This is a genomic window from Xanthomonas sp. JL1, assembly GCF_038405005.1.
The window spans coordinates 1-26,911 of sequence record NZ_JBBYGR010000080.1 but is presented as its reverse complement, the minus strand read 5'-3'; the positions used below and the strand labels follow the sequence as shown (position 1 = coordinate 26,911).

22 protein-coding genes, 5 other RNA genes and 5 pseudogenes are annotated in these 26,911 nt (G+C 64.6%); 16 read left to right on the top strand and 16 right to left on the bottom strand.

The genetic code is table 11. The features are described 5' to 3' along the window. Positions 1 to 106: 106 nt before the first annotated feature. Positions 107 to 568 carry an isoprenylcysteine carboxylmethyltransferase family protein gene (locus tag WJW29_RS17870; RefSeq protein WP_011409668.1) on the top strand — a complete coding sequence of 154 codons (462 nt, stop codon included), beginning with the start codon at positions 107 to 109 and terminating at the stop codon, positions 566 to 568. 217 nt (positions 569 to 785) lie between these two features. On the opposite strand, the gene WJW29_RS17865 is transcribed toward WJW29_RS17870, so the two are convergent. Next, positions 786 to 1,217, bottom strand: a complete 432-nt coding sequence (locus WJW29_RS17865) for a helix-turn-helix domain-containing protein (RefSeq protein ID WP_011260634.1) — start codon at positions 1,215 to 1,217, stop codon at positions 786 to 788. Between the two features lie 135 nt (positions 1,218 to 1,352). Here WJW29_RS17865 and WJW29_RS17860 point away from each other — a divergent pair, with 135 nt between their 5' ends. The 3 genes and pseudogenes from WJW29_RS17860 to kdgT all read left to right on the top strand — a co-directional run bounded on the left by WJW29_RS17860 (position 1,353) and on the right by kdgT (position 5,611). Continuing rightward, a complete protein-coding gene (locus WJW29_RS17860) occupies positions 1,353 to 2,231 on the top strand; it encodes an SDR family oxidoreductase (protein ID WP_011409669.1) in 879 nt (292 codons plus the stop codon). An 822-nt stretch (positions 2,232 to 3,053) separates the two neighbouring features. Beyond that, positions 3,054 to 4,506, top strand: a pseudogene (locus WJW29_RS17855) (OprO/OprP family phosphate-selective porin). Positions 4,507 to 4,654: 148 nt separating this feature from the next. Further along, positions 4,655 to 5,611 (top strand): 2-keto-3-deoxygluconate transporter, encoded by a 957-nt coding sequence (gene kdgT, locus WJW29_RS17850; protein ID WP_011260636.1) that lies wholly within the window; start codon positions 4,655 to 4,657, stop codon positions 5,609 to 5,611. Between the two features lie 206 nt (positions 5,612 to 5,817). Here the strand turns inward: kdgT and WJW29_RS17845 are convergent, their stop codons facing one another. From WJW29_RS17845 to msuE, 3 genes are all read right to left on the bottom strand, one after another. Further along, positions 5,818 to 6,846, bottom strand: coding sequence for a methionine synthase (locus tag WJW29_RS17845; RefSeq protein ID WP_011260637.1), 1,029 nt, complete (start codon positions 6,844 to 6,846; stop codon positions 5,818 to 5,820). A gap of 27 nt (positions 6,847 to 6,873) precedes the next feature. Further along, complete coding sequence (locus WJW29_RS17840; RefSeq protein WP_011409672.1) at positions 6,874 to 7,857, bottom strand: DUF1852 domain-containing protein; 984 nt, start codon at positions 7,855 to 7,857, stop codon at positions 6,874 to 6,876. 142 nt (positions 7,858 to 7,999) lie between these two features. Continuing rightward, positions 8,000 to 8,593, bottom strand: coding sequence for an FMN reductase (gene msuE, locus WJW29_RS17835; protein WP_011409673.1), 594 nt, complete (start codon positions 8,591 to 8,593; stop codon positions 8,000 to 8,002). 190 nt (positions 8,594 to 8,783) lie between these two features. Here msuE and WJW29_RS17830 point away from each other — a divergent pair, with 190 nt between their 5' ends. Next, entirely contained in the window at positions 8,784 to 9,698 is a 915-nt protein-coding gene (locus WJW29_RS17830; RefSeq protein ID WP_011409674.1) for a LysR family transcriptional regulator, read from the top strand. Then, on the top strand, positions 9,698 to 10,363 hold the full coding sequence (locus WJW29_RS17825; protein WP_011260641.1) for an epoxyqueuosine reductase QueH: 666 nt from the start codon (positions 9,698 to 9,700) through the stop codon (positions 10,361 to 10,363). Before WJW29_RS17830 ends, WJW29_RS17825 begins: the two co-directional genes overlap by 1 nt. Positions 10,364 to 10,367: 4 nt before the next feature. Here WJW29_RS17825 and WJW29_RS17820 read toward each other — a convergent pair. After that, positions 10,368 to 10,444: non-coding RNA, sX9 sRNA (locus tag WJW29_RS17820), on the bottom strand. Between the two features lie 188 nt (positions 10,445 to 10,632). Between WJW29_RS17820 and WJW29_RS17815 the strand changes: the two genes are divergently transcribed. From WJW29_RS17815 to WJW29_RS17805, 3 genes and pseudogenes are all read left to right on the top strand, one after another. Next, positions 10,633 to 11,517, top strand: a complete 885-nt coding sequence (locus WJW29_RS17815) for a methylenetetrahydrofolate reductase (protein WP_011409675.1) — start codon at positions 10,633 to 10,635, stop codon at positions 11,515 to 11,517. Positions 11,518 to 11,542: 25 nt separating this feature from the next. Next, positions 11,543 to 12,174, top strand: a pseudogene (locus WJW29_RS17810) (ATP-binding protein); the annotation flags it as partial. 32 nt (positions 12,175 to 12,206) lie between these two features. Next, positions 12,207 to 12,914 carry a response regulator gene (locus WJW29_RS17805; RefSeq protein WP_011409677.1) on the top strand — a complete coding sequence of 236 codons (708 nt, stop codon included), beginning with the start codon at positions 12,207 to 12,209 and terminating at the stop codon, positions 12,912 to 12,914. Between the two features lie 78 nt (positions 12,915 to 12,992). Here the strand turns inward: WJW29_RS17805 and purU are convergent, their stop codons facing one another. The 3 genes from purU to WJW29_RS17790 form a co-directional block, all read right to left on the bottom strand. Continuing rightward, the gene (gene purU, locus WJW29_RS17800) at positions 12,993 to 13,844 is read right to left on the bottom strand and encodes a formyltetrahydrofolate deformylase (RefSeq protein ID WP_011409678.1); all 852 of its coding nucleotides are present in this window, start codon (positions 13,842 to 13,844) and stop codon (positions 12,993 to 12,995) included. Between the two features lie 179 nt (positions 13,845 to 14,023). After that, positions 14,024 to 14,455 carry an XVIPCD domain-containing protein gene (locus WJW29_RS17795; RefSeq protein ID WP_042465793.1) on the bottom strand — a complete coding sequence of 144 codons (432 nt, stop codon included), beginning with the start codon at positions 14,453 to 14,455 and terminating at the stop codon, positions 14,024 to 14,026. Between the two features lie 195 nt (positions 14,456 to 14,650). Continuing rightward, a non-coding RNA gene (locus WJW29_RS17790) (sX9 sRNA) lies at positions 14,651 to 14,724 on the bottom strand. On the opposite strand from WJW29_RS17790, the gene WJW29_RS17785 reads away from it, so the two are divergent. After that, positions 14,708 to 14,783, top strand: a non-coding RNA gene (locus WJW29_RS17785) — sX9 sRNA. The two genes, WJW29_RS17790 and WJW29_RS17785, sit on opposite strands and share 17 nt — an antisense overlap. A 23-nt stretch (positions 14,784 to 14,806) precedes the next feature. On the opposite strand, the gene WJW29_RS17780 is transcribed toward WJW29_RS17785, so the two are convergent. The 3 genes from WJW29_RS17780 to WJW29_RS17770 are packed head-to-tail and all read right to left on the bottom strand — an operon-like array spanning position 14,807 to position 17,781. Continuing rightward, on the bottom strand, positions 14,807 to 15,685 hold the full coding sequence (locus WJW29_RS17780) for an NAD(P)-dependent oxidoreductase (protein WP_011260646.1): 879 nt from the start codon (positions 15,683 to 15,685) through the stop codon (positions 14,807 to 14,809). A gap of 37 nt (positions 15,686 to 15,722) precedes the next feature. Then, positions 15,723 to 16,841, bottom strand: coding sequence for an NADH:flavin oxidoreductase/NADH oxidase (locus tag WJW29_RS17775; protein WP_011260647.1), 1,119 nt, complete (start codon positions 16,839 to 16,841; stop codon positions 15,723 to 15,725). 58 nt (positions 16,842 to 16,899) lie between these two features. Further along, positions 16,900 to 17,781, bottom strand: a complete 882-nt coding sequence (locus tag WJW29_RS17770) for an NAD-dependent protein deacetylase (protein ID WP_011260648.1) — start codon at positions 17,779 to 17,781, stop codon at positions 16,900 to 16,902. Positions 17,782 to 18,236: 455 nt separating this feature from the next. Between WJW29_RS17770 and WJW29_RS17765 the strand changes: the two are divergent. Beyond that, positions 18,237 to 18,610: pseudogene (locus WJW29_RS17765) on the top strand (MerR family transcriptional regulator); the annotation flags it as partial. 64 nt (positions 18,611 to 18,674) lie between these two features. Here WJW29_RS17765 and WJW29_RS17760 read toward each other — a convergent pair. After that, positions 18,675 to 19,961: an MFS transporter gene (locus WJW29_RS17760; RefSeq protein ID WP_041182322.1), complete on the bottom strand. Its 1,287-nt coding sequence runs from the start codon at positions 19,959 to 19,961 to the stop codon at positions 18,675 to 18,677. Positions 19,962 to 20,057: 96 nt separating this feature from the next. Between WJW29_RS17760 and WJW29_RS17755 the strand changes: the two genes are divergently transcribed. The 3 genes and pseudogenes from WJW29_RS17755 (at position 20,058) to WJW29_RS17745 (ending at position 21,820) form a co-directional block, all read left to right on the top strand. Next, complete coding sequence (locus WJW29_RS17755) at positions 20,058 to 20,945, top strand: LysR family transcriptional regulator (RefSeq protein ID WP_011260651.1); 888 nt, start codon at positions 20,058 to 20,060, stop codon at positions 20,943 to 20,945. A gap of 479 nt (positions 20,946 to 21,424) precedes the next feature. Then, positions 21,425 to 21,678 (top strand): annotated as a pseudogene (locus WJW29_RS17750) (hypothetical protein); the annotation flags it as partial. Positions 21,679 to 21,744: 66 nt separating this feature from the next. Further along, a non-coding RNA gene (locus WJW29_RS17745) (sX9 sRNA) lies at positions 21,745 to 21,820 on the top strand. Here the strand turns inward: WJW29_RS17745 and WJW29_RS17740 are convergent. Continuing rightward, positions 21,815 to 22,627: a TatD family hydrolase gene (locus tag WJW29_RS17740; RefSeq protein ID WP_011409682.1), complete on the bottom strand. Its 813-nt coding sequence runs from the start codon at positions 22,625 to 22,627 to the stop codon at positions 21,815 to 21,817. The two genes, WJW29_RS17745 and WJW29_RS17740, sit on opposite strands and share 6 nt — an antisense overlap. 421 nt (positions 22,628 to 23,048) lie before the next feature. Between WJW29_RS17740 and gvpU the strand changes: the two genes are divergently transcribed. Next, on the top strand, positions 23,049 to 23,507 hold the full coding sequence (gene gvpU, locus WJW29_RS17735) for a gas vesicle accessory protein GvpU (protein WP_012443823.1): 459 nt from the start codon (positions 23,049 to 23,051) through the stop codon (positions 23,505 to 23,507). Between the two features lie 59 nt (positions 23,508 to 23,566). Further along, positions 23,567 to 23,645: non-coding RNA, sX9 sRNA (locus WJW29_RS17730), on the top strand. 40 nt (positions 23,646 to 23,685) lie between these two features. Here the strand turns inward: WJW29_RS17730 and WJW29_RS17725 are convergent. From WJW29_RS17725 to WJW29_RS17715, 3 genes and pseudogenes are all read right to left on the bottom strand, one after another. Beyond that, complete coding sequence (locus WJW29_RS17725) at positions 23,686 to 26,193, bottom strand: prolyl oligopeptidase family serine peptidase (protein ID WP_011260655.1); 2,508 nt, start codon at positions 26,191 to 26,193, stop codon at positions 23,686 to 23,688. Between the two features lie 111 nt (positions 26,194 to 26,304). After that, positions 26,305 to 26,625: pseudogene (locus WJW29_RS17720) on the bottom strand (alpha/beta fold hydrolase); the annotation flags it as partial. A gap of 70 nt (positions 26,626 to 26,695) precedes the next feature. Then, the coding region (locus tag WJW29_RS17715; RefSeq protein ID WP_146767563.1) for a transposase at positions 26,696 to 26,911 on the bottom strand (216 nt) is incomplete at its 5' end.

The following is a 26,911-nucleotide window of genomic DNA, read 5'->3' as shown; positions in this document are numbered from 1 at the left end:
TCAAGTCGGTGTCGAGATCAGATCCGTAGACTGACCCAACGTCATCTCCGATGCATCCGGCAGCTCAGAGCAGACGCGTTGAGGAAACATATCATCGACCGCAACGATGCATTGGCTTGAAACAAAGATCCCACCGCCAGTCGTGATGGTGTTGCTAGGCCTTGCTGCGTTTGCCATCACGCGTCTGGTACCAGCGGTTTCATTTTCGCTACCACTGCGCACACCTGTGGCGGTTGTACTGGGGTGTGTCGGCGTCGCGCTCAATGGCGTTCCCAAGCTTGCGTTCAAGCGCGCGGGTACGACTGTCAATCCACTGAGGCCGGCGCTGGCAACCCAACTGATTACTGGCGGCGTCTATCGTTACAGCCGAAATCCAATGTATCTCGGTCACGCCTTCATCCTGCTGGGCTGGACGTTGTATTTGCACCACGCAGCGGCACTCCTGGCAGTCGCGCTGTTTGTGCTTTACGTGACGCGCTTTCAGATCAGGCCGGAGGAACGGCAGTTGAGTGTCCGGTTTCCTGGCGTCTATGCGGAATTCTGCGCGCGTGTTGGACGCTGGCTATGAGCGGGTGGGGAGACGTGCCTGCAGGATGTCGCGAGCAGGTTGATTCATCGGCAGGTCGTCGAAACGCCCAAGCCGGGCTTTTACTGCCTTGGCGACACAGCGGCAATGGCTCTGAAGCGATCAGTCATCGGGTTTCTGCCTGCAAGGCGTCAAGCCGATGCGCAGCCAAGCGCCGCTCGATCACGGCAACGCATCGACTCACATTGCAGGATGCCTGCTATGCCATCGCTTCATCACGATCCAGCGTGACCACCGTCTGCTGCGCGCGATCGAAGCGTTCGCGGGCGGCGCGGATGTCGGCGTGGTGTTCACCCGCCCAGTTGAGTAGCTGCGAGACCGGACCGAGCAGCGCGATGCCCAGCTTGGAGAGCGCATATTCCACGCTCGGCGGTTTGGTGGCGTAGACCTTGCGGGTGATCATGCCGTTGCGCTCAAGGTTGCGCAGGGTCTGGGTGAGCATGCGCTTGGAGATGTCCGGTACCGCGCGCTGGATGGCGCTGAAACGGGACGGGCCGGGGATCAGCGTCAGCAGGATCAGCAGGGTCCACTTGTCACCGATTTGGTCGAGCACATCGCGCACGGGGCACTTGGTGGCATCGAAGGGACCTTCCAGGGACGACGGCGGCGGGAACAGGGCAATCGCATTCACAGGGGTATCTCACGGTAACCAGGGGGAGCAAAATTGCCTCCTTGCGGAGGTCCGAGCGGCGCTGACATCATGCTGGCGGACACAGAGGTCTAGATAGTAGATCAAATCTCTTATAAGAACCTAAAGGAACGCGTCATGACATCTGCTTCACCTTTGATTCTTGTCACCGGCGCCAGCGGTCAGTTGGGTGCGCTGGTTGTCGAAGCGCTGCTCGGGCATGTGCCTGCGGGCCGCATCGTAGCAACGGCTCGGGACACCGCGTCACTGGTTGAGTTCGCAAAACGCGACATCGCGGTGCGTCAGGCGGACTACGCTATCCCGCACAGCCTGCACACGGCCTTCGCTGGCGTGGGCCGGGTGTTGCTGGTGTCGTCCAATGCGGTGGGCCAGCGCGTGCCGCAACACCGCAACGTGATCGAGGCGGCCAAGCGCGCCGGGGTGGAGCTGCTGGCGTATACGAGCATCCTGCATGCCGATACCAGTACGCTGTCGCTGGCCGCCGAGCATGTGGCCACCGAGGCGCTGCTGCGCGACAGCGGCGTGCCGCACGCGTTGCTGCGCAATGGCTGGTACACCGAGAACTACACCGGCTCGATCGCCGCCGAAGTCGCCCACGGCGCGGTGATCGGCAGTTCCGGCGAAGGCAGGATCAGCGCCGCCACGCGCGCCGACTATGCCGCGGCCGCTGCAGCAGTGCTGGCCGCCGATGCCCCGCAGGCCGGCCAGGTCTACGAGCTGGCTGGCGATACCGCTTTCACGATGGCCGAGTACGCCGCCGAAGTGGCGCAGCAGTCGGGCAAGCCGGTGGCCTATCAGGATCTGCCGGAAGCCGATTACGCGGCAGCGCTGGTGCAGATCGGCCTGCCGGCTGGCTTCGCACAGGTGTTGGCGCAGTGCTCGGCGGCCTCGCGCGGCGGCGACCTGTTCGATGACAGCCACACGCTGAGCCGGCTGAGTGGTCGCTCCACCACCCCGCTGCGTGATGCAGTGGCTGCAGCGCTCGCAGCGGGCTGAGTCGCGGCCGGTACCACTGCGCTGGCGCGCCGTTTGGCACGCAGTGCTTCGCTCGTCGTTGAGAAGGTTTGCCGTGACCGTTTGCGATCACGGCGAACTTGATCGTGCGCCACCGCCTGCGACCGACAGCGATGATCAGTCGGCCGGCGTGGCTGCGTGTGTCGCGATCATCGTCAGCACGCTGTGCCAAGTGCATCGGGCGAGGCGATCGGCGGTGGCGCCTTGATAGCAGCCAATCGACGAACGCGCACAGCTCGGTTGGCCTGCGCGTGGCGCTGTGATCGAGCCGATGAAGCACTGGTTTGCTGATAGCGCTGGACGCTCGGGCAGCCTGGACACTGTGCGACGCACTCCCGGCGCCGCATATGGCAACGTGAACGTGCAGCTGCGCTGTCACTACGCGCGGGCTTGCCGAAACACGATGGTGGCGCAGGCCCACACCGCCGCATCCACACACCCTGGCGAATCCTGCGCGTAATGCCGCGCAGCCATCGGCGATGCGCAATGTCGAAAGCGCGAATGGCGGTGCGCGATCTGCGCCATGCCACGACCACGCGTCCCCGCATGCAGTTCGACTGGACCACCTCCGCCGCGCGGCGCGCAGCTGGGCTCGCCTCACACTGGTCGCATAACTGCCATCGCCGCGACAGGGACGTCCGCCGACGTCACCGAACTGACTTCAAATCGAAATATAACTGCTGCCATGGCTGCTACGTCCGGACGACCGGCGCCCTGGCAGGCGCTTGCACGCCGTGCAGCCGCTCTCTGACAGCACCGGATCGACGTAGCCGCCGACGCGTTTCCCCTGCACGAGCCGGACCAATGAAAAAACGCAATCTCGCCACTACGCTGTGCGCACTCAGCGCCAGCGGCAGCACGCTCGCCGCCGAGCTGGAACTATACGTCGACCGCAAGACCAAGCAGATCTTCGCCGAGCCGGCGCCGGGCCGCGACAAGCTGGGCACCTTCGTGCAGGTGGACGAAAACGGCAAGCTGCCGGCATCGGCGATGCCGGCCGCGCCTGCACGACCGCTGCCGCCTGCGCCAGGCGCCGCCACGCCCGCCGACACCGCCATCGCTCAGGCCACGCCGGCTGCTGCTACCCCGGTCGCAGCGCCAGCGCCGGCCAAGTCCGGCGACACTGCCAAGAAGTGGTACGACAAACTCTGCCTGCGCGGCTACACCCAGATTCGCTACAAGCAGGGCATCGGCGGTGATGCACAAGATCTGCGCGCACCCGGCGACCGCTTTATCGGCGACGACCAGAGCCTGGGTATCCGGCGTGCGCGTCTGGTGCTCAGCGGCGATCTCAACGAGCACGTGTCGCTGTATTTCCAGCCGGATTTCGCGAGCACGCCGACCGGTTCGACCACCTCCAACTTCGCGCAGCTGCGCGATGCCTACGCCGATATCTTCTTCAACAAGAAGCGCGAATACCGCGTGCGTGTGGGCCAGTCGAAAATGCCGTACGGCTGGGAAAACCTGCAATCCAGCCAAAACCGCCTCTCGCTGGATCGCGCCGACGCACTCAACTCCGGCCTGCGCGACGAACGCGATATCGGTGCAGTGTTCTTTACAGCCCCACCGTGGCCAAGGGCCGGTTCCAGGACCTGGTCAAGCGGGATCGAAGGGTTCGGGCGATTACGGCGTGATCGGTGCCGGTGTGTACAATGGCCAGGGCGCCAACCGCGCCGAGCGTAACGACAGCATGCACGCGGTGGTGCACGCCACCTACCCGTTCAAGTTCGCCAACGGCCAGTATCTGGAAGTGGGTGCAGACGCCTACGCCGGCCGCTTCGTGCCGACGGCGGCGGCAGTGAACATCGGCGGCCTCAGTTTCACTCCGGCCATCACCGCCCCCACTGGCTACACCGACCAGCGCGTGGCCGCGCACATCATCTACTACCCGCAGCCGTTCGGCCTGCAGGCTGAATGGACGGTGGGCCGTGGCCCGGAACTGGATGTGGCCCAGCGCCGCATCCGCACCCGTTCGCTGAGCGGCGGCTATGTGCAGGCCATGTTCAAGCACGACGTCACCTACGGCACCTTGTTGCCGTACGTGAAATGGCAGAGCTACCGCGGCGGTTCCACGTTCGACACCAATGCCCCGCGCATGCGTCTGGACGAAGTGGAAGCCGGCGTCGAATGGCAGCCGATGGATGCGCTGGAACTGGTGTTCGCCTCTTCGAAGATGAAGCGCACCGACGTCAGCACCGCCCCGTATCCGGTGGTGGAAGGCGATTTGCTGCGGTTGCAGTTGCAGGTCAATGACTGAGCAACGTGAGTAAACGCCGGTGATGGCTGCTGCCATCACTGGCGCTTTCGCATGCGGCCGCATGCGTTCGCGCCGGGATCTGCATGCGCGCTGGCGCCTGCGCAATGCTGCCCGCCCCGCGCGGCGTTACGCGCTCACTGGATCGCGCATGCGTATCAAGGCCACGGTAGAGCGACTTCCTGGCGGGATGATGTTGGTCCCCCTGCTCCTCGGAGCGCTGTGCCACACGCTCTGGCCACAGGCCGGCAGCACATTGGGATCTTTCAGCAACGGCTTGATCAGCGGCACCGTCCCGATCCTGGCGGTGTGGTTCTTCTGCATGGGGGCAACCATCCAGCTGCGCGCATCCGGCCGCGTGCTGCGCCGTTCCGGCAGCCTGGTGCTGACCAAGATCGCGGTGGCCTGGCTGGTCGCCGTCGTGTGCGCGCCGCTGCTCCCCATCGGCGGTATCCCGAGCGGGCCGTTGACCGGTCTGTCGGTCCTGGCGCTGGTCGCGGCGATGGACATGACCAACGGCGGACTCTATGCAGCGTTGATGCAGCAATACGGCAGCAGTGAAGATGCGGGTGCCGTGGTGCTGATGTCGCTGGAATCCGGCCCGCTGATCTCCATGCTGATCCTGGGCGCCAGCGGCCTGGCCACGTTCGAACCACAGCTGTTCGTCGGCGCAGTGCTGCCGCTGTTGCTCGGCTTTGCGCTCGGCAATCTCGATGCGCAATTGCGCCAGTTCTTCGCGCAGGCGACCCAGACGCTGGTGCCTTTCTTCGGCTTCGCGCTGGGCAACACCTTGGATCTGTCGACAATTGTTCACACCGGCGCGAGCGGAGTGCTGCTGGGCGTGGCGGTCATCGTGATCACCGGGCTGCCCTTGCTGCTGGCCGACCGCTGGCTCGGCGGCGGCGACGGCACCGCCGGAGTCGCCGCCTCGAGCACCGCGGGTGCCGCAGTGGCTACCCCAGCGTTGATTGCCGGCATGGCGCCGCAGTTCGCACCGGCCGCGCCGGCGGCCACTGCGCTGGTGGCCAGTGCGGTGATCGTCACCTCGGTGTTGGTGCCGTTGCTGACTGCGTTGCAGGCAGGCCGGAGCCGGCAGCGCATTGGCTAAGGTCGTTGCGCGTGTCATGCGCGGTGCGCCGGGAGGCGTTGGCCTGCAGCGGTGCGCCATGCATGGCGATGGCGCGATAGCACTTCGCGCAAGGGCTGCGCACAGCCGCTGACGATCAGCTGGAACAACGTGCGCAAACGGCACATACCGATTCCGTGCCTGTGCCCCGCCCGTGCAGCGTTTCGCGCAACGCTGCGTCAGCTGCTCTAAGCCGACAGCTCTCCACGCACGATCTGCGCACCTGCACTGAGCGCATGGAGCTTGCCGCGCGCGACATGCCGGGCAAGCGGTGCCATGCCGCAGTTGGTGGCGGGATAAAGCTTGTCGGCATCGACGAAGCGCAGTGCTTTCCGCAGTGTCTCTGCCACTTCCTGCGGCGTTTCGATTGTGGTGCTTGCCACGTCGATAGCGCCGACCATCACCTTCTTGCCGCGTACCAGTTCGATCAAATCGATCGGTACGTGCGAGTTGTGGCATTCCAGCGAGATGATGTCGAGCGAGGACGTCTGCAGCTTGGGAAACGACTCTTCGTACTGGCGCCACTCCGATCCCAGGGTCTGCTTCCAGTCGGTATTGGCCTTGATGCCGTAGCCATAGCAGATGTGGACGGCGGTCTCGCAGGTGAGTCCTTCCACTGCGCGCTCCAGGGTGGCGACCCCCCAGTCGTTGACCTCGTCGAAGAAGACATTGAAGGCGGGCTCGTCGAACTGGATGATGTCCACGCCGGCGGCTTCCAGTTCCCTGGCTTCCTGATTCAGGATCTTGGCAAATTCCCATGCCAGTTTTTCGCGGCTTTTGTAGTGCGCATCGTAGAGCGTGTCGATCATCGTCATCGGGCCCGGCAGTGCCCACTTGATCGGCTGACGGGTTTGCTGACGCAGAAATTTGGCATCGTCCACGAAGACGGACCGCGGGCGGCTCACCGCGCCAACCACCGTCGGCACGCTGGCGTCGTAACGATCGCGAATCCTGACCGTCTCGCGCTTGTCGAAATCGACGCCGCTGAGGTGCTCGATGAAGGTGGTGACGAAATGTTGGCGGGTCTGTTCGCCGTCGCTCACGATGTCGATGCCGGCGTGCTGCTGTTCCTGCAGCGCCAGCAGCAACGCGTCCTGTTTGCCTTCGCTCAATTCGGTGTCCTGCAATTTCCAGGGCGACCAGAGCGTTTCGGGCTGGGCAAGCCAGGACGGCTTGGGCAGGCTACCGGCGGTGGAGGTGGGGAGCAGCTTTGTCATGATGGGGATGTCTTGCGTTCTGGTTGATTAGGAAGCGTGGCTGGACGCCCACTGCGCAAGAAGGTTGCCGTAGGGCCGGATGAAATGCTCTTCGGTGAATTTGCCCTGCGTCACCGCGAGCTGGCTGCGCTCTTCGCGGTCGTAGACGATCTGGGTGGACGAATAATCCTGATGCTTCAGGCTCGGCTGATAGATCGCCCCTGCTGCGGAATTGGCGTTGTAGATTTCTGGCCGGTAAATCTTCTGGAACGTCTCCATCGTGGCGATGGTGCCGATCAGCTCCAGATTGGTGTAGTCGCCGAGCAGGTCGCCGAAGAAGTAAAACGCCAAGGGCGCAACGCTGTTGGGCGGCATGAAATAGCGCACTTGCAGGCCCATCTTTTCGAAATACTGATCGGTCAACGAAAACGCGTCCTGCCGGTATTCGATGCCCAGGATGGGATGCCGGTTTCCGGTGCGGTGGTAGGTCCGGCTGGTGGAGACGCTGATGCAGATGACCGGCGGCTTCTGGAAGCGCGCGGTGTAGGCGGCCGAGTGCACGAAATGCTTGAACAGCTTGCCGTGCAGGTCGCCAAAATCATCCGGGATGTTGAAGCCCGACGCGTCTTGGTTGTGCGCTGGCAGCAGCACGCTGAAATCGTAGTCGCGCACATAGGAAGAAAAGTTATTGCCGGCAATGCCCTCGATGCGCGCACCGGTGTGTTGATCGACGATGGTGGGCTTCAATATCTCGATCAACGGAAAGGCATCGTCCGGCGCGCGCTCACCGATGTTCATTTCGACCGAGATGATGTCCAGCTCCAGCGCATAACGGTCGCGCTTGGCGTTATCCCAATGCGCCAGATCGTTGAAGCGGTTGTTGATCATCGCTAGCGTGTTACGCAAATTGTCCTGACGCCGCTGGCCCCTGGCCAGGTTGGCGAAGTTCGTCGTGTTGCGCGTCGTGGCCGAGGGGCGGTAATCCTCATCGAAGCGCAGGCTCTTGATGGTGAAGTTCAAGTCTTGAGTCATTGCGAGCTGATGCCTGGTGTCTAGGATGGGAATGCGCGTCTGTCGCTGCGCAGGTGGTAATGCCGGCGGCATGCAGACCGGGCAGTTGGATCGGTGCCCGCTCGCCGACGGATCTGCCGGCCTGGCCACCGCGAGCTGGCCCTCAGGCTGCGGCCACGTTCTGTGCGGTGATGGAACGTGCATGCCGCGTCAGTTCGATCAGCGGCAATGCCCGCTGCACTGCCAGACTGGCCCGCTCGGCCAGCGCCTGGCTGTGCACGCGGTAGTCCAGGAAGTCCCGGTCGGTCGCGTAGACGCCCAGCGGCAAGGTGCGTGCCTGGAAAAAACTGAAAAGCGGCCGAAGCTGGTGATCGATCATCAAGGCATGGCGGTCGCTGCCACCGGTTGCGGCGAGCAGCACGGGCGTGTCGACCAAGGCATCCTGATCGATGAAATCGAAGAAATGCTTGAACAGCCCGGTGAAGGAACCGCGGTAGACCGGTGTCGCCACCACCAGCACGTCGGCCTGCTCCACCAGGGCAAGCGCCTGCTCCACGGAGCCGGGCAGGTGTGAGCGCCAGGGCGCGCCAGCGAACTGCGGTGCCAAGGCCCCAATTTCGACCAAATGGCGTTCGCACGGCAGCTGCTCGGCGATCAACGCCAGCAGATGCTCTGCCAGGGCGACAGACTTGGAAGGGCGTTGCATCCCGCCGGAGACTGCAACGACGCGAAGTGGGTGTGGCACTTTGACAGTCATGCGGATCAACCTGAGCAGTTGGGAAGTCGTGCAGTACGCTGGTAACGTTTAGGCCCGAATCGATCGGTCATGTCTGGGTCCGAGTCCGGTCGTCACGGCAGCGCCTGAACAATGTGTCCTGATGCTAGGGCCCACATTCGATGAAGTAAAATGGTGTTATTTCAACAATCCATGAATTCGGATCATTTGAGTGCTTGAGCGTATCCACCTCACCATCGTCCAGCAGGTCGAGCAACAAGGCTCGCTGACCGCCGCCGCAGGCGTGCTGAATCTGACCCAGTCGGCGCTGAGCCACAGCATGAAAAAGCTGGAACAGCAGCTGGGCACCGACATCTGGTTGCGCGAGGGACGCAGCCTGCGCCTGACCCAGGCCGGCCAGTATTTGCTGGCAGTGGCGAGCCGGGTGCTGCCGCAACTGGATCTGGCCGAAGAGCGGCTGGGGCAGTTTGCGCAGGGCGAGCGCGGTGCGCTGCGCATCGGGATGGAGTGTCATCCCTGCTACCAGTGGCTGCTCAAGTTGGTGGCGCCGTACCTGGCCACGTGGCCGGACGTGGATGTGGATGTGAAGCAGAAATTTCAGTTCGGTGGCATTGGCGCGCTGTTCGGCTACGAGATCGATCTGCTGGTCACGCCCGACCCGCTGTTCAAGCCAGGGCTCACATTCGAGCCGGTGTTCGACTACGAGCAGGTGCTGGTCGTGGCCAAGAGCCACGCGCTGGCATCGGCGACCTACGTCAAGCCGCAGCAGCTGACCCGCGAGGTGCTCATCAGCTATCCGGTGGATCTCGAACGTCTGGATATCTACAGCCAGTTCCTGTTGCCGGCCGGCGTCACGCCGCGGCGCCACAAGGCCATCGAAACCACCGATATCATGATGCAGATGGTCGCCAGTGGCCGCGGTGTGGCGGCCATGCCGCGCTGGCTGGTGGAGGAATATGCCGCCCGGATGGACGTGGCGCCGGTGCGGCTGGGCGCGCGCGGCATCCCCAAGCAGATCTATCTGGGCGCACGCGCGACGGACATCGCGATCGATTACCTGCGCGCCTTTATCGAACTGGCGCGCGCGCCAGCCAGTGCCAGCGCCTACACACAAGGACCCAACTGATGAACGCCACTACCGAGCGCACGCCACTTCCACTGCCTGACGGCCATACCAAGGTATTGCTGCACTCGTGCTGCGCGCCGTGCTCTGGCGAGGTCATGGAGGCCATGCTCGCCTCCGGCATCGACTACACCATCTTTTTCTACAACCCCAACATTCATCCGCGCAAGGAATACGAGTTGCGCAAGGACGAAAACGTGCGTTTTGCCGAACAGTTCGGCGTGCCCTTCATCGATGCCGACTACGATCGGGACAACTGGTTCGAGCGGGCGCGCGGGATGGAGAACGAACCTGAGCGCGGCGTGCGTTGCACGATGTGCTTCGACATGCGCTTTGAACGTACCGCGCTGTATGCCCACGAACATGGCTTTCCGGTGATCACCAGTTCGCTGGGCATCTCGCGCTGGAAAAACATGCAGCAAATCAACGACTGCGGTGTCCGCGCAGCGGCCAAGTATCCCGGCCTGATCTACTGGGAGTACAACTGGCGCAAGGGCGGTGGTGCCTCGCGCATGATCGAGATCAGCAAGCGCGAAAACTTCTATCAGCAGGAATACTGCGGCTGCGTGTACTCCCTGCGCGATACCAATCGCCACCGTGTGGACAGCGGTCGCAAGCGCATTCAACTCGGCGTGCAGTTCTATGGCAATGACGCGCAGGACGACTGAGAGCGGCTAACAAAACGTAGCGAGCAGTCGTCAGGTGGGCGCGGACGGCGTGCTCAGAACCGCAGTGTCCGCGTGGTACATGCCGATTCCGAGCATCGGCCGCGGCCGCCTGGCGGTGAGCACAGTCGTTTTGTCAGCTGCTCTAAGCCTTCCGTCAGCTAGCGGCGACCATAGCTGGATTTCAGCTTCCCTTCCCGTTTGATCATCGCGCCGCGCCGATGCCACCCCATCATCATGAAAAGACCGCAAGACCCGTGATTTCCATCGACATGCCCAGCCACACTCGTGCCATCACCGATGCTTATTCGCTGGAGGTCAGCGTCAAGGACATCGGTGCGCTGACCAAAGCGGCGCCGCGGCTCCTGCCTGGCTCCAGCATGTTCATTCCCTACCTGCCAGGCCAACACGACGCTGCGCGGCTGGCCGCAGCACAACTGGTGCGCAGCCTCGGCTTCGAACCCATGCCACATCTTTCCGCGCGTCGTATCGGCGCGCCTGAGGAACTGCAGGCATTCGTCGCGCGCCTGGTCGATGAGGCTGGCGTCACACGCTGCTTCGTGATCGCAGGAGATCCGTCCACTCCGAAGGGACCGTTTGCCGACAGCTTGTCGCTGATCGAGACGGGCGTGTTTGAACGCTCAGGCATTCGTACCATCGGCGTAGCGGGCCACCCGGAGGGACATCCGATCATGCGCACGGCAGAGCAATGGGACGTCCTGGAACGCAAGTGCCGCCGCATCCAAGAGCGCGGTATGGCGCCCCTGATCGTGACGCAGTTCGGGTTCGACGCGGACATGGTGGTGACATGGGTGGAAGCGCTGCGCGCGCGTGGCATCCCCCATCCGGTGCGTGTGGGCGTGCCTGGGCCTGCCAGTGTCGCCGTACTCGCACGCTATGCGGCAAGCTGCGGTGTCGGCGCCTGCGCGTCGGTGCTATCGAACTATGGCATCTCGATTGGCAAGTTATTCGGCAACGCAGGGCCGGATCGCTTTGTTGATCGCCTCGCCAGCCGCCTGACGGACGCGCATGGAGATATCCGCCTGCACGTCTTTCCGTTCGGCGGTATCGGCCAGTCTGTGGCGTGGATGGCGCAGTATCGCTCGCGTGCTTCGTCGCAAGATCGCATGAGTTCCGTGCACGCGGATCAGGCCTGACAGCAAACCTGTCCGTGTGCCAACGCTGGAGCACAACGAACGCGCACTGGGCGCGTTTATGGCAGACATCTCGCACGCGCTGCGCACACCGCTGGCGGTGCTGCGCGCCGAACTGGAAGCGCTGCAGGACAGCGTCGGGCCGATGACACCTAACTCACTGGGGTCGCTGCACCAGCAGGTCGGCCAACTGATCGAAGACCTGTACGACGTGTCGCTGACCGACGTCGGCGCACACCGGTCGATCTGGCGGTGATCCTGCGCACCATGCTGGACGGCATGCGTGCGCGCTTTGTCAGCGCGCAGCTGCAGGTGCAGGCGCAGATCGAGGCCGGCCCGCTGCAGGTGGATGGCGATGAACGCCGCCTGCAGCAGCTGCTCGGCAACCTGCTGGAAAACACGCTGCGCTACACCGACGCCGGCGGCACCGAACAGCTGCGCTGCGTCCGCCGCGGCGCGCTGCTGGAATGGGTGGTCGAAGACAGCGCGCCAGGCGTGGAGGCGGACAAGCACGCGCGCCTGTTGGAACGCTTCCACCGCACCGAGGCCTCGCGCAATCGCGCCAGCGGCGGCAGCGGTCTGGGCCTGGCGATCTGCCGCAACATCGCCGAGGCGCATGGCGGTGCGATCAACGCGCAGGCCTGCGCACTGGGCGGTTGACGCATGGTGCTGCGCCTGCCGGCGCTGACGGCATGAGCAGCCTGCCCCCGATCGGGCACGTGCTGATCGTCGAGGACGAACCGCGCCTGGCCGCGGTGGTGGGCGCGTACCTGCACGCGGGCGGCCATTCGCACGACTGGATCGCCGATGGCGCGCAGGCGCTGGGCGCGTTCCGCGCGAAGAAGCCGGATCTGGTGCTGCTGGACCTGATGCTGCCCAACCGCGACGGTCTGGAAATCTGCCGCGACCTGCGCAAGGAAAGCGCGGTGCCGGTCATCATGGTCACCGCGCGTGTGGAAGAGATCGACCGCCTGCGGGGTGTGGAGATCGGCGCCGACGATTACATCTGCAAGCCATTCAGCCCGCGCGAAGTGGCGGCGCGCGTCCAGGCGGTGTTGCCCCGCCATCGCCACGATCCCTACGGCGCACCGGCACCGGGCCTGCATATCGACGAGGACGCCTGTCGCGCCAGCGTGGACGGCCGCGCCCTGGACCTGACCCAGGTTGCGTTCCGCCTGCTGCGCACCCTCGCCGCCGCCCCGGGGCGTGTGTGCTCGCGCGAGCACCGGATGGGCCGGCTCTCCGCCGACCACCGCAGCGTCACCGACCGCACTGTCGACAGCCACGTCAAGAACCTGCGCCGCAAGCTCGCCGACGGCGAGGACTGGGTCCGCTCGGTGTCTGGCGCGGGGTATCGCGTTGAGCCGTCATTCGGGATTCGGGATTGGAGATTCGTATGAGCCGCAGCCCCACGACTGCAACGGTAGTCGGTCAAGCCGCTTGTACCAATCCCGGACCCCGAATGCCCAATCCCCGCCTCAACGAAACACCACCGTGCGATGTCCGTTGAGCACGATGCGATGTTCGACGTGGCAGCGCACCGCACGCGCCAGCACCTGCGATTCGGTGTCGCTGCCCACGCGGACCAGGTCGCGCGGGGTCATGGCGTGGTCCACACGGGCGACGTCTTGCTCGATGATCGGGCCTTCGTCCAGATCTTCGGTGACGTAATGCGCGGTGGCGCCAATGATCTTGACCCCGCGTGCGTGCGCCTGGTGATACGGCTGCGCGCCCTTGAAACTGGGCAGGAAGCTGTGATGAATATTGATCGCGCGCCCGGCCAGTGCACGGCACACGTGCGGCGACAGGATCTGCATGTAACGCGCCAGCACCACCAGATCGGTCTGCAGCTCGTCGACCAACGTGAGCAACTGCGCTTCCTGTGCGGCGCGCGTGGCGGCGCTCACCGGTAGATGGTGGAAGGCGATGCCGTACGACGCCGCCAACGCGGCGAAGTCGGTGTGGTTGGAGACCACCGCGGCAATCTCCACCGGCAGCTGGCGGCTGTGCATGCGGAACAGCAGATCGTTGAGGCAATGCCCCTGCTTGCTCACCAACACCAGCAGGCGCGCGCGACGACGGGCGTCGTGCAGTTGCCAGTCCATCTGGAATTCATCGGCCAGCGCCGCGAAGCGCTGTTGGAGGGCGGCAATGTCGGTCTTTGCCGGCTTGTGGAAATGCACGCGCAGAAAGAACCGGCCGCTTTCGTCGTCGCCAAATTGCTGTGCGTCGAGAATGTTGCAGGCCAGATCGAACAGCAGCCCGGTCACGCGATAGACGATACCGGTGCGGTCGGGACATGACAGGGTGAGGATGTAGTCGGAGCGCATCGGCGCAATGATAGCCAATGCGTGACATCACCGACGCAGTGCTTGCATCGGTAACTTTTTGGCGCGAACGGACACCAACGCCTGGTATGCAACGCGACAGCGTTCGACCTGAGTTTCGTTGCCGCCTGACTTCCGTGCTGCACGAGGTACTCTTCGCTCAGACGTGGTGCCGTAGTCGATCACGCAGCGCAACCGCATGCGCGATTCCGTACACCTACGCAGCGCGGCGGCAAACGCAGCATCAGCCGCCGGTTGATCTCATCCAGCTGCGCAAGCGACGCATCCACCGATGTCTCCATGGCTTCCTGCGTGGTGATGTGCGCACGCAGATGCGCAGGGTCGGACAGCTCGCCACGCACCAAAAACACATGCTCGCCGACTTCACCCAGCTGGCGGCTGAGCACCACATGATCCACCTGATCGACGCCATGCTGCGTGGCCAGCGGCAGCTCACGCGCAGCCATGCGCTCGCTCGCCTCGTCGAAGGGCTTGCCCAACTCGGCATCCAGCACGCTCACCGCTTCGCGGATCTGTGCGAACAGAGAATGGTCCGGGTGCTCGGGATGGTCCGGGCCTACCGGACCTTGGGCGATGGCCGGAGCGTCGGTCATCGTGAACCACCGGCGCAAGCCAGTGCGCGCGGTGCGTGCGGTCGGACCGAGCGTGATATGCAGGTGTCGCATCGCATCCTCCCTGGAGCGGCGGCTGTCGTGAACCGGCATTTTAGAAAGTCTGCTGCATGTTCAGGTGAGCAAGCGGTGGGCCGCCGTGCTTTGAAGCGAAGTGCCTTGCGCAGGGCTGAGGGCGACCAACACAACGTAGCGAGCAGCTGTCAGATGGGCGCGGACGGTGCTCGGTGCGACATGTCCCGCTCGTACATTGCGATTTCTCCGCGCCGTCCACACGGACCTGACGACTGCTGGCTACGTTGTGTTAGCCGCTGTAAATCCGCTGTGCGGTGATCAGGCCACCTGCCCTGCCCGCCGCGCCGAGACTTCCGCCAGTACCGCCCAGTCTGCATGGCCGTCGCCATGCGCGATGGCCTCGTCCAGGCCGGCGCGCAACACTTCGCCCAACGGCATCGGTACCTGTTTGTCGGCGCCGGCCTGGATGGCCAGGTCCACATCCTTGCGACCGAGCGTGGCAGTGAAGCCTGCCGGCAAGTACGCGCGTTGCATGATCAGGCGGCCATAGCCCTGGTAGGCGGGCGCTGCGAACAAGGTGCTGGTCAGCATGCCCAGAAACTGCGTGGTATCCACGCCGTGACCACGTGCCAGTGCGCTGGCTTCGGCCATGGCACCGATGGCGCTGGCCAGGCAGACGTTGGCGGCCAGCTTCGCCGCATTGGCCTGCTCCGGTGCGCGACCGATATGCCAGGTCTTTTGCCCCAATGCATCGAACATCGGCTGCACGCGTGCCACTGCGACGTCATCGCCGCCGGCCAGAATATTGAGCTTGCCGGCCTCGGCCACATCCACGCGCCCAAGCACCGGCGCGGCCACATAGGCCACACCGCGCTCGGCATGCAGCGCGGTCAACGCATGCGCCAGCGCCACCGAAATGGTGGCCATGTTGACGTGCACGCTGCCCGCCGGCAGCGCGTCCAGCACGCCGCGCTCCAACAGGGTCTGGCGCACTGCGTCGTCGTCGGCCAGCATCGAAAACAACAACGGGCCGTGCGCCGCGCCGCACGGTTGCTCCACCACCGTGGCGCCAGCGTCGCGTAGCGGCTGGGCGCGTTCGGGCGAACGGTTCCAAACGCTCAGTTCGAACCCGCCACGCAGCAGGTTGTGCGCCATCGGCAGGCCCATCGTGCCCAAGCCCAGAAATCCTATCGGCATGCGTTGTCCTTGTTCGGTATGACGTCGGGGGTACGGATCAGTTGGCGAACACGCCGCGCGCGTCGCGCGGTTCGCAGCGCAGGTATTGCGGTGCCGGCGTGACCGACGCGCCCAGTGCCGCGGCGGCATGCCACGGCCAGCGTGGGTCGTACAGGATGCCACGCGCCAGCGCGATCGCATCGGCCTGGCCTTCCTGCACAATCGCTTCGGCCTGCGCTGGCTCGGTGATCAAGCCTACGCCGATCACCGGCCTGCTCACCTGCGCGCGAATCTCCTGCGCGAACGGAATCTGATAGCCCGCCTGCAGCGGAATCTGCTGGCGTGGATCGAGCCCGCCGCTGGAGACATGGATGTAGTGCGCACCGCGTGCATCCAGCGCCTGCGACAAGGCGATGCTCTGCTGCACATCCCACCCGCCTTCGACCCAGTCGGTGGCCGAGATGCGCACGCCAATGGCGATTTTTTCGGAGACTGCCGCACGCACCGCATCGAAGATGCGCAGCGTCAACCGCATGCGATTTTCCAGCGACCCGCCATACGCATCGCTGCGCTGGTTGCTCAAGGGCGACAGGAATTGATGCATCAAATAGCCATGCGCGGCATGCAATTCGATCAACTCCAGGCCCAGGCGCTCGGCACGTTGTGCCGATGCGACGAAGGCGTCAACCACAGCATCGATCCCCGCCTGATCCAGCGCCTGTGGCGCCGGCTGCCCTGCGCGAAACGGCATCGCCGATGCGGACACGGTCTGCCAGCCATGCGCATGATCGGGTGCGATGGCCTCGCTGCCTTTCCACGGCAGATCGGTCGACGCCTTGCGGCCGGCATGCGCCAGCTGGATGCCAATCGGCATCGGCGACCAGCGTCGTACCGATTGCAGTACCTCGGCCAGGGCCTGCTCGGTCGCATCGTCGTACAAACCAAGATCGGCGTAACTGATGCGCCCTTCCGGCACCACCGCAGCCGCTTCGAGAATCAGCAATCCGGCGCCGGATTGCGACAACGTGCCCAGGTGGATGCGATGCCAATCGGTGGCGCAGCCGTCCTGTGCCGAGTACTGGCACATCGGCGCAATGACAATCCGGTTGGCGAGCGCGAGCGGACCGAAGGTGATGGGAGAGAACAACTGGCTCAAAGCGGCATCCACAGCTGACATGGGTGCCTATTGCACTGCGCTGCGCGCGCCGGCACAACCGCTGCGATGGATCGCTGCGTCATGCAGAACGCGCACTGGCGTCATTGACGCGACGTGCACGCAGCAGGTCCGTCGACCCGTGCAGGAACGCCAGCGCCTGCGCGCACGACTGCTCCACCTTCAACGTCAGCAGTTCGTCCGCACGCGTGTGCCCGACGTTGAGCGCGGCAATCGGCAAGCCATTGCGCGCGGCGGTCTGCACGAACCGGAAGCCGGAATACACCATCAGCGACGACCCCACCACCAGCACCGCATCGGCCGCCTGCAGGTGCGCGAATGCGCGCTCCACCCGCTCGCGCGGCACGTTCTCGCCGAAAAACACCACGTCCGGCTTGAGCACGCCACCGCACACCGGGCACGGCGGCACCACGAAATGCTCGAAGGCCACATCGTCCAGATCGGCATCGCCATCGGGCGCTTGCGCGGCCTCACGCGCTGCCCAGCCCGGATTGGCCTGCTCGAGCAACAGTTGAAATTCGGTACGTGGCATGCGGCGTTCGCAGCCCATGCAGCGCACCACATCCAGCCGCCCATGCAGATCGATCACCGCCTGGCTGCCGGCGGCCTGATGCAGGCGATCCACGTTCTGGGTGAGCAGCACTTCCAACTGGCCGCGCGCTTCCAGCGCAGCGAGCGCGTGATGGGTGGCGTTGGGTTGCGCCAGGCCGAACCGCGGCCAACCGACCAGGCTGCGCGCCCAATAGCGCTGCCGCGTGGACAGCTCGCCCATAAAGGCCTGAAACGTCACCGGCTGCGGACGCTTCCAGCCGCCTTGCAGATCCCGATAATCGGGAATGCCCGAATCGGTGCTGCAACCGGCACCGGTGAGCACGAACAGGCGCTGATGGCGCTCGATGAAGTCCTGCAGCGCGTGGTCGTCGTGGGCGGGGACAGCAGTCATCTGGCAATTCCGGAAACGATGGGAGCACTGTGCACCGGCAGCGCGTCGTTCGCCCGCTACGACGCAACGTCGGCGGCCGGATCGGCGCGCGCGCAATAGCACAGCATCACACCGCCGTCGGCGGAGTGACGATGCGCACGTGACGCGCAACGCATCGCACTGGATGCAAGCCTGGAGACGGTACAGCATCACACCAGGGCCGCGCAGCTGATCGCAATCCGCCCGGGCTGCCGGCCGGGGAGTTGCCGACAGCGTTCAATGTGCGGCGCGTCTCTGCTCGACAAACTGCAGCAGATCCTCACAGCAGCAGGCAAACCAGCAGATAGCGCACCGGCAGCATGCGGATGGCAGAAGAACGGACCGACATCCGGTGAGCTCCAGACCAGAAGCGCCGCCATCCTCCGGCCTCACACCAGGGTGAGGGTCAAGCCTTGCGTGCAACGTATGCTTGCCGCATGGCCGCGTCTTCCAAACCCTTGCTGAGGATTGGCGCGCTGACGCTGCAGACCGGCGCCGGCGTGCGTGCGATTCGTCACTACGATGCGCATGGATGGCTGACGTCCTCGCGCAGCGCCAATGGCTATCGGGTCTTCCCTGCAGCGTGCGTTGCACAGGTGCGGGGCAGATTCAGCGGCTGATCGCCACCGGCTTCAGTCTGGACGACAGTCGCGGTTTCCCCGATTGCATGCGCCTGGTGGAAGGCGCGCAGATGTGCCCGGAAACCGCACACACGCATCGCGCGCGCCTGCAATTGATCGAGCGTCAGCTGGCCGACCTGGAGCGGCGGCGTGCGCGTCTGTTGGCAACCTTGGCACAAGGTGCGGCGGCTGCCACGTCTTATGCATCGCAAACCACCCGCAAGCGGGCACGCCAGAAGCGTCGGTCGATCTGCCTCACTCGCCCCGCACAGGATGTGGCGCAAAGCGCCCGTAGGGACGCGCGTCGTCGGCGCGTTGGCGCAGGATGTAGGCCGCCGCAAAAGCGATCGCCAACAGCGTCAGCCACATACCGACCAACGCGCCCCAGCCACCGTGCTGCCAGAACCAGCCGCCGAGCGCGCCGATCGTGCTGGCGCCGGCGTAGTAGGCCAGCAGATACAGCGACGCGGCATGGCTGCGATGCGCGCCACCGAGCCGGCTGACCCACGCGCTGGCCGCCGAATGCGCGATGAAAAACCCGATCGTCAGCAGCACGATGCCAGCCACCACCACCGCCAACACACGCGCCAGGGTCAGCGTCACGCCGAGCACGCACAACACGATGCCGGCGGTGACCACCGGCCCGCGCCCGAACCGGTCCGACGCTGCACCGGCCACCGACGAGCTGACGATACCGAACACATAGGCGCTGAAGATCATGCCGATCTGGCTCTGGCTCAAGCCGAATTCCGGCCCACCCAGGCGGAAGCCGGCGTAGTTGTACAGGCACACGAATACACCCATCAACAGGAACGGCAGCGCGAACAGAAACGGCAGATTGCGGTCGCGCAGATGCCCGGCCCAGGCGCTCAGATGGAAGCGCAGGTTGATGCCGTGCCGGCGCACGAAGTTGCGCGACGGCGGCAGCAACCAGAAGAACGCCAGCGCACACAGCAGATCGAACCCGCTCAACACCGCCAATGCGGTGCGCCAATCGGTGTGGTCGGTCAGCACGCTCATCACGATGCGCCCGCTCATGCCGCCGAAGGCATTCCCGGCCACGTACAGGCCGGTGGCCGCACCCATCTTGTTGGCCGGCAATTCTTCCCCCAGGTACACCATCGCCACCGCCGGCACCCCGCCCAGCGCGATGCCGGACAAGGTGCGTATCACGACCAAGGCGCCCCAGTGCGGCAGGAATGCCGCGATCAGGTTGAGCACCGCCGCGATGGCGATGGACGCGAACATCAGCCCACGCCGACCGAGGTTTTCCGACACTGCGCCAGCGCAAAAGATCGCCAGGGCCAGTGCACCGGTGGCCAGCGACAACGGCAGCGAGGCGGTCGCTGCGTCCACCTGGAAGGCGCGCGCGAATTCGGGCAGCACCGGCTGCACGCTGTACAGCAGCGAGAAGGTGGCAAAGCCGGCCAGGAACAGTGCCAGGCGGATGCGCAGCGCTGCGAGTGCGTCGGCGCCGGCGCCGGCGACGGTACTGGGGGATGGGTGGAGCAGCGGACCCGGACGGCGATCGGAGGAAGGCACAAGCGCGCACTTGAGACGTAGGATGGCGAGTATTCGCCCGCCGCCACCCCCTGTCCAATATATGATTCCGGCAGTTGTCATATCTGGAAAAGATGGATGGAACTGCGCCACCTGCGTTACTTCCTGGCGGTCGCCGAAGAAGGCAACTTCACCCGTGCTGCCGCGCGGGTGGGCATCGGCCAGCCGCCGCTGAGCCAGCAGATCCAGACGCTGGAACGCGAGCTGGGCACGCCGTTGTTTCGGCGCACCCACAGCGGGGCCGAGCTCACCCTGGCCGGCGAGGCATTCCTGGGTGAAGTGCGCCGCGTGCTCGCCGATGTGGAACGCGCTGCCGAAACCGCACGCCGGGTGGCGCGTGGCGAATCCGGGCGGTTGCGCCTGGGCTTCACCGCCTCGGCCGCCTTCAGCCCGGTGGTGCCGCGGTTGATTCGCGATTTCCGCCGCACGTGGCCGCAAGTCGAATTGCTGCTGGACGAGACCAATACCGCCAGCCTGCTGGTGGGGTTGGCCGAAGGCAGGCTGGATGCGGCGTTCGTGCGCTACGGTCTGAGCACGCCAGCGGATCTGCAGTTGCTGCGCTTTACCGACGAGCCGATGAAGATCGCCGTCCCCGCCGCGCACCCCCTGGCCACGCGCAACAGCGCCCCGTTGGCGGCACTGGCCGGCGAGCCTTTCATCCTGTTTCCGCGCAGCTTCGGCTCCAGCCTGTACGACGAAATCCTGGCCGCCTGCCGCGAATCCGGCGTGACCCTGCGCATCACCCAGGAAGCGCCGCAGATGTCGTCGATCATCAATCTGGTGGCCGCCGAACTGGGCGTCTCGGTGGTGCCTGCCTCCACTGCACAGCTGCAGCGCCCCGGCGTGCGCTATCTGGATATCGAAGGCCATATGCCGCTGGCGCGCCTGGCCCTGGCCGTCGCGCCGGCTGCATTGGAGACCACACCATTGGTGCGGCATTTATGGGCGTTGGCGGAGTTGATCTGAGCGTGCTTGGCGGTAGCGGACGAACGCTCAGTGGCGCTTGCTTCCGCTTCGCGCAATGGCGTCATCGCAGCGGTTTGGCACATGGCTGGGTCATTTCGTGCATGCGCATGCTGCTGCACCGGGCAAGGTCAGCGAATCGAGGTCAGTGCAACGCTGCCAAGCGGATGTCGTAACCTGGGATCGGCGTCGGTCACGTGACTGCTTGGGCTACCGGAACGACTGTGCAGGCATCAGGTGGGTGCGGCCGGTACTCGAAATCGGCATCACACGCGTAGAGTGCGGCTCCTGGTCGCCGGGTGCGTCCACCTCACGACCGCTCGCTACGGTTGTCTAGCCGCTCTTACGCGCATGCTGCGGTTCTCTGCGCTGTTCGCCTAGCCTGATGATGGCGCGCTATTTTCAAAAATACGTGCAACATCGGCTTGACCTCAACCGCGATTGAGGTCGTTCAATGCCGGCTTTCCACCAATTTTATTGCCATGCATCTCCGTCATCTGCTGCTGCCCTGCCTAGACCCTGGCCTGACGCTACGTTTCTACCGCGATGTGTTGGCGTTGCCCGTGCATGGCAACGCCGTCCGCATCGGCTGGTCCACGCTGGAATGCGTGCAGGCGCAGCGTCCGGTGGGCAGCGTGCTCTGGCCTTCAACGTGGCACCGTCGCGCTTGCAGGCGGCTGCGCAGTGGATCGGCGCACGCGCCACCCTGCTGAGCGATGCACAAGGCCGCCAACACGTCTGGAACGGCTGGCACGACGATGACACCCACTGCCAGTCGGACGTGGCCGGTGCTCGGTGCGGCATGTAGCACGCGAGCGCTGCAATCCCTGCGTGCCGGCCGCACCCACCTGACGACTGCTCGCTACATTTTGTCAGCTGCCCTTCGCGCCGGCAGGCTCCGGCAAGCGGAAGAAGGCACGTGCCGCTGCCGTGCTGTTGGCAGCGGTCACGGCCACATCTTCGCCACGATCGCGTGCCAGTTCTTCCACGATATGCGACAGGAACATCGGCTCGTTGCGGCGGTCCTTGGGCATCGGCTTGAGCGTGCGCGGCAGCAGGTACGGCGCATCGGTCTCGATCATCAAGCGGTTGGCCGGAATGTTGCGCACCAGCTCGCGCAGATGCGCGCCGCGGCGTTCGTCGCAGAGCCAGCCGGTGATGCCGATGTAGTAATCGCGGTCCAGATACGCAAACAGTTCCTCGCGCGTGCCGGTGAAGCAATGCACCACCGCGGCACCCAGGCGGCCTTCGAAGCTGCGCATGATGGCGAGGAAATCTTCATGCGCGTCGCGCTGGTGCAGGAACAGCGGCTTGCCGTTATCGGCAGCCAACTGCAGCTGGCGTTCGAACGCCTTGTGCTGCGCCGGGCGCGGCGCGAAATCGCGGAAGTAATCCAGCCCGCACTCACCCACGGCCACCACCTGCGAATGCGCCTGCAGCGTCCGCATTTCCGCTTCGCATTCGGCGGTGCATTCCACCGCATGGTGCGGGTGCACACCGGCGGTGGCGTACAGGAATCCGGGGTGTTGCTGCGCCAGTTGCAAGGCCAGTGGCGAATGCTCGCGGCTAGCGCCGGTGATCACCAGCTGCCCCACGCCGGCATCGCGTGCGCGCTGCAGCACCGCATCGCGATCACGGTCGAACGAGTCGTGGGTGAGGTTGGCGCCGATATCGATCAATTGCATGTTGCGTGTGTCGTGTGGGAGTGAGCCGGGTAAGTGTAACGAGCGTGGCGGTTTGCATGCCTGCTTGGGTCGGGTGGCTCGGGTGGCTCGCGCCGTCCCCTCACCCCACCCCCGCTCCGCGGCGCAGGCGCTCCAGGGCACGCGCGCCAGTGCCGCGCAAGCCGTGCCGCCTCGCTCCGTAGTGAGAGGGGCTACCATTTCCTTCTCCCGCCGGGAAAAGGTGGCGCATAGCGCCGCACCATGGCCCGCGCATCAGATGAAAGCGTCCATATGTCGCAAGACGGCCGTACATGAGGACACTTAGCGAACCCAACCGCGGCAACTTCGGCGATCGGTGTGCGATGCTTAGGCACGCCAATGGCGATCCATCCACATGTGCGTTGCGTCTAACGCGTCGTCGAATCTACTCAGGGAGTGCAACATGACAGACCAAGATCAAAATCAACCGTCGCTGGAAGACGTCAAGCTGGCGTTCGATGGGCAGAGCGTGGATTGGTATCTGCAGAAGTTGGTCGGCATTGCCAACACGTCGAACGTGCAGTTTGGCGTCACGCTATTTCTCGAAGGCATCGTCATTTCCGGCCAGTTGGTCAGCGGCAAGCGGTATTTCGAAGCATTCGCGCAGGAGTTCTCTGCTGCCTATCCCGGCCCGGCCGATGAAAAAGAAGAGATCCGTCGCGCGTTCGCCAGCCACGCCAGCATCTACGACTTCGAAGACGATGCGCAGCAGGGCAGCACGCCGCCGCAGTTCATCCACCTGATCGAATCGCGTTGCTTCTCGCCCGGCGGCCAGCCACTGCCCAGCAACCGCGGTGTGCTGTGGCGCGGCAAGGTAAATGCGGTGTCTGGCTTCACCCTTGGGTCGCTGTCGGCAGACTAAGAGCAGCTGAAAAATGACTGCGCAGCCGTCAGGCGGGCGCGGCCGGTGCTCGGAACGGCATGTACCATATGCGTACACTGCGGTTCTGAGCGCGCCGTCCACGCCCACCTGACGAGCGCTCGCGACGTTTTGTTAGCCGCTTTAGCCCGGCAAGTGCCGCCTTGGTGTGCGTTGCGCGTCATCTCACATCGTTGGCGTGCTGCGCGTCGCGCGGCGGTGCGTTTTTGACGTAACGGTCGAACCATTCCAGCATTTCGGCCACCAGGTCTTCATTGGATTCGCGTGCGCTGTACCAGTGCGGTTCGAAGGGCAAGAGCACCAGGCGTGCGGTGCCACCGTTGCCCCGAATGGCCTGAAACAAGCGCGGTGCCTGGGTGGTTTCGGTACCGGGGTTTGCATCGTCCATGCCATGCACGATCAACAACGGTTCGTTGATTTTATCGGCGTGGAAGAATGCCGACGCTTGCGCATAGACGTCCGGCGCTTTCCAGAACGACCGACGTTCGCTCTGGAATCCGAATGGCGTCAAGGTCTTGTTGTAGCTGCCGCTGGTGGCGGCACCGGCGCGAAACAGATCTGTATGCGCCAACAGATTGGCCGTCATCAACGCGCCGTGGCTATGGCCGGTGACGCCGATGCGCTGACGGTCGACCACGCCCAACTCCACGGCCTTGTCCACCGCGGCGGTGGCGTCATCGACCAGTTGCTGCAGGTAGGTGTCGTAGGCGGTCTTGGGGTCGCCCACGATAGGGAAAGCGGCATCGTCGATAATGGCGTAGCCGGCCAATAGCAGCAGCTGGTAGTAATTGAGACGAGTGAAATCGCGCTCGCTGGCGCCGCTGACCTGGCCAGCTTTGGAGGGATCGGCATAGTCGAGCGGGTAGGCGTACAGGATGGCCGGCACGCGCGTGCCTTCCTTGTAGCCGGGCGGTGTGTACAGGGTGAACGACAAGTCCACGCCGTCCTTGCGCTTGTAGCTCACCAAACGCTTCTTGATCTGCCTCACCAGCGGGGTCGGGTCCGCGAAATGCGTCACCGGCGTGGCAGTGGACGCAAAGGCGGCTTCGCCCGCAGCCGGCGCCGGTAGCGGTTCGCCCAAGGTCCGCACATACACGTTAGGCGGGTCGGTCAGCGACTGATGCCAGGTCAGCAGGCGCGACGTCTCGTCGCCTGCAAATCCGAAGAACACCTCGTCCACATGCGCGTCGCTGCGAAACAGCCGCTGGCTCTTGCCGGTGGCAAGCGTGTAGCGATCCAGAAACGGCCGGTCGCCCGCGGGCGAGGCGCCTTGCCCACTCAGGAACAACGCACCTTGCGCCTCGCGCAGCACGGCTTGGCCGTTGGCGAGCACGCGCATTTCGGGCAAGCCGGGATCGGCATACAGATCGTCGGTGGACAGGTCGAACAACACGCGCTCGCCAGCGCCGGGGCGGTCGGCATCCACGAGCGTGGTGCGCCGCCAATGGCGATTCTCGTCGTACTCGTCCAGCAAGGCTTGCCCGCCTTCTGCAAACCACGACAGGCCTGCATACCGCTGCTGCACGCGCGCAAGCGCGCGCGGTTTGGCGGTGAACGGTGCCGCCAGCGTCATCAACGTATCGCGAGCGGGCACGCTGGTTTTCCAGTCGCCGCCGTCCAGCGCCTCGGCCCAGACCAGCGTGGCTGGTTGATTGGCACGCCAGGCGTAGGCGCGTGGACCGGTTGGCACGCCCTGCACCGGCACCCGGTCCGCGACCGGCAGATTGGCAAGCACACGCTCGTTGCCAGTTTCCAGGTCCAACACCGCCACATCGTGGGCAAACCGCGCATAGGTGGTGACGTAGGAATACGGCGGCTTCAACCGTTCTACCAGCACGTGGCGACCATCGGGCGCGCCATCGACGTTGCTGTAGACCGCAGGCGTCCCGAGCTTGCGCTGACTGCCGGTTGCCGCATCTACCGTGAGCAGTTGCGCGGTGGCGTAATAGGTGAACAACGCCTCGTCCTGCGGACTGGACAGCGTATCGCGGGCCTCATAGGTGCTGCTTTCGCCCTTGCCCTGGATGGTTTCCTTGACCTCCGGGCCTGGCGGCACCGCCGCCTTGCGCGGTGCGGGACCCAGATCCTGCGGCACGGTCTTCAACAGCAGGGTGCTGCTGCCGCCCAGCCATTGGATCTCGCCGCCAAGCACAGGATTGAGCTGCACACCGTCGATCTTGCGTACCTGCCCGGTCGCAACGTCTCCCACCCAGAGTTCGACATGGTCGGCCGCCGTATTGTTGAAGGCGAACCGGCGCCCATCCGGCGACCACACCGGCAATGCCGGACAGGCGCCGGCCGGCAAGCTCACGGCCGTCTGCTTGCCGCTGGCGATATCCACCAGGCTGAAGCCCTCCAGGCAGGAACGAATGCCGTATCCGTTGGACATGTCGTGGCGACTATGCGTGCGCGGCTCCACGCGCACGCCGGCCAGCTTGAGATAGGGCTCGGCCACCCGTGCGATCGGCGGATACTGGGTGCGCTGCACCAGCAACAAGGTCCTGCCGGTAGGATCCGGCCGCGGCGATGGATTGAGCGGCGCGCGCATCACGCTCAGCAGCGGCTCTGGCGGCTGCCGGTAACCGCCCTCCGGCGTCCCTGCAAACGCAGGCAACGGCATCAGGATGACGAGCACGAACAACGCTGTCCATCGGTGCGAGGCGATCATCGGCATATCTCGGCGGTTATCCCAGTAGGTTAGCATGCCCGATTGCCCTGCAATCTGCGCCTGCACGCATCCCTGCCGCTGCATCCGCATTGCGGATACAAACTGACCGCGTTATCCCGCTGCTCTGAGCGTACGCGAGAGAACATCACTGATGTAGTCGGCAATCTGCACCGCATGCGTCTCCAGTGCAAAGTGCCCTGTGTCCAGCAGGTGCACTTCGGCCTTTGGCAGATCCCTGCGGTAGGCCTGCGCGCCAGCCGGGATAAAGGCTGGGTCGTGCTGGCCCCACACGGCCAGCAACGGCGGCTGATAAGTCCGAAAATACGCTTGAAATGCGGGGTACGCTGCCACATTGCTGCGGCAATCCAGAATCAGGTCGAGCTGGATCTCTTCGGCACCCGGGCGCGCCATGTACGCGATATCCAACGTGTATCAACGGAACGCGACACTAGGTGGCGCATCGCTCGGCCAGAAGCACCGCCGCGCTCAATTCACCACCTGATTAGCACGCACTTTCAGCGGTGAACATGGTGACATCACGCAGGGCCCGCTCGGACCACGGCTTGCTGGCGGCTGCGGCGGGCAGCAAGCTGGGCACCAGCCGGGTCAGATCGAAACGGCGGTTGAACCGCCACATCGTCTCTGCCAGGTAGCGCTGGGCGTATTTGGCGAATTTGAAGGCGTGATAGGCACCGTCCAGCGAACGCTTTAGGTTGGA

What these genes read in the sequence shown, in the direction of transcription:
- WJW29_RS17870 (WP_011409668.1), top strand. Translation starts at nt 107, where the DNA reads ATGCATTGGCTTGAAACAAAGATCCCACCGCCAGTCGTGATGGTGTTG.
- WJW29_RS17860 (WP_011409669.1), top strand. Translation starts at nt 1,353, where the DNA reads ATGACATCTGCTTCACCTTTGATTCTTGTCACCGGCGCCAGCGGTCAG.
- kdgT (WP_011260636.1), top strand. Translation starts at nt 4,655, where the DNA reads ATGCGTATCAAGGCCACGGTAGAGCGACTTCCTGGCGGGATGATGTTG.
- WJW29_RS17845 (WP_011260637.1), bottom strand. Translation starts at nt 6,846, where the DNA reads ATGACAAAGCTGCTCCCCACCTCCACCGCCGGTAGCCTGCCCAAGCCG.
- WJW29_RS17840 (WP_011409672.1), bottom strand. Translation starts at nt 7,857, where the DNA reads ATGACTCAAGACTTGAACTTCACCATCAAGAGCCTGCGCTTCGATGAG.
- msuE (WP_011409673.1), bottom strand. Translation starts at nt 8,593, where the DNA reads ATGACTGTCAAAGTGCCACACCCACTTCGCGTCGTTGCAGTCTCCGGC.
- WJW29_RS17825 (WP_011260641.1), top strand. Translation starts at nt 9,698, where the DNA reads ATGAACGCCACTACCGAGCGCACGCCACTTCCACTGCCTGACGGCCAT.
- WJW29_RS17815 (WP_011409675.1), top strand. Translation starts at nt 10,633, where the DNA reads ATGCCCAGCCACACTCGTGCCATCACCGATGCTTATTCGCTGGAGGTC.
- WJW29_RS17805 (WP_011409677.1), top strand. Translation starts at nt 12,207, where the DNA reads ATGAGCAGCCTGCCCCCGATCGGGCACGTGCTGATCGTCGAGGACGAA.
- purU (WP_011409678.1), bottom strand. Translation starts at nt 13,844, where the DNA reads ATGCGCTCCGACTACATCCTCACCCTGTCATGTCCCGACCGCACCGGT.
- WJW29_RS17795 (WP_042465793.1), bottom strand. Translation starts at nt 14,455, where the DNA reads ATGACCGACGCTCCGGCCATCGCCCAAGGTCCGGTAGGCCCGGACCAT.
- WJW29_RS17780 (WP_011260646.1), bottom strand. Translation starts at nt 15,685, where the DNA reads ATGCCGATAGGATTTCTGGGCTTGGGCACGATGGGCCTGCCGATGGCG.
- WJW29_RS17775 (WP_011260647.1), bottom strand. Translation starts at nt 16,841, where the DNA reads ATGTCAGCTGTGGATGCCGCTTTGAGCCAGTTGTTCTCTCCCATCACC.
- WJW29_RS17770 (WP_011260648.1), bottom strand. Translation starts at nt 17,781, where the DNA reads ATGACTGCTGTCCCCGCCCACGACGACCACGCGCTGCAGGACTTCATC.
- WJW29_RS17755 (WP_011260651.1), top strand. Translation starts at nt 20,058, where the DNA reads ATGGAACTGCGCCACCTGCGTTACTTCCTGGCGGTCGCCGAAGAAGGC.
- WJW29_RS17740 (WP_011409682.1), bottom strand. Translation starts at nt 22,627, where the DNA reads ATGCAATTGATCGATATCGGCGCCAACCTCACCCACGACTCGTTCGAC.
- gvpU (WP_012443823.1), top strand. Translation starts at nt 23,049, where the DNA reads ATGACAGACCAAGATCAAAATCAACCGTCGCTGGAAGACGTCAAGCTG.
- WJW29_RS17725 (WP_011260655.1), bottom strand. Translation starts at nt 26,193, where the DNA reads ATGATCGCCTCGCACCGATGGACAGCGTTGTTCGTGCTCGTCATCCTG.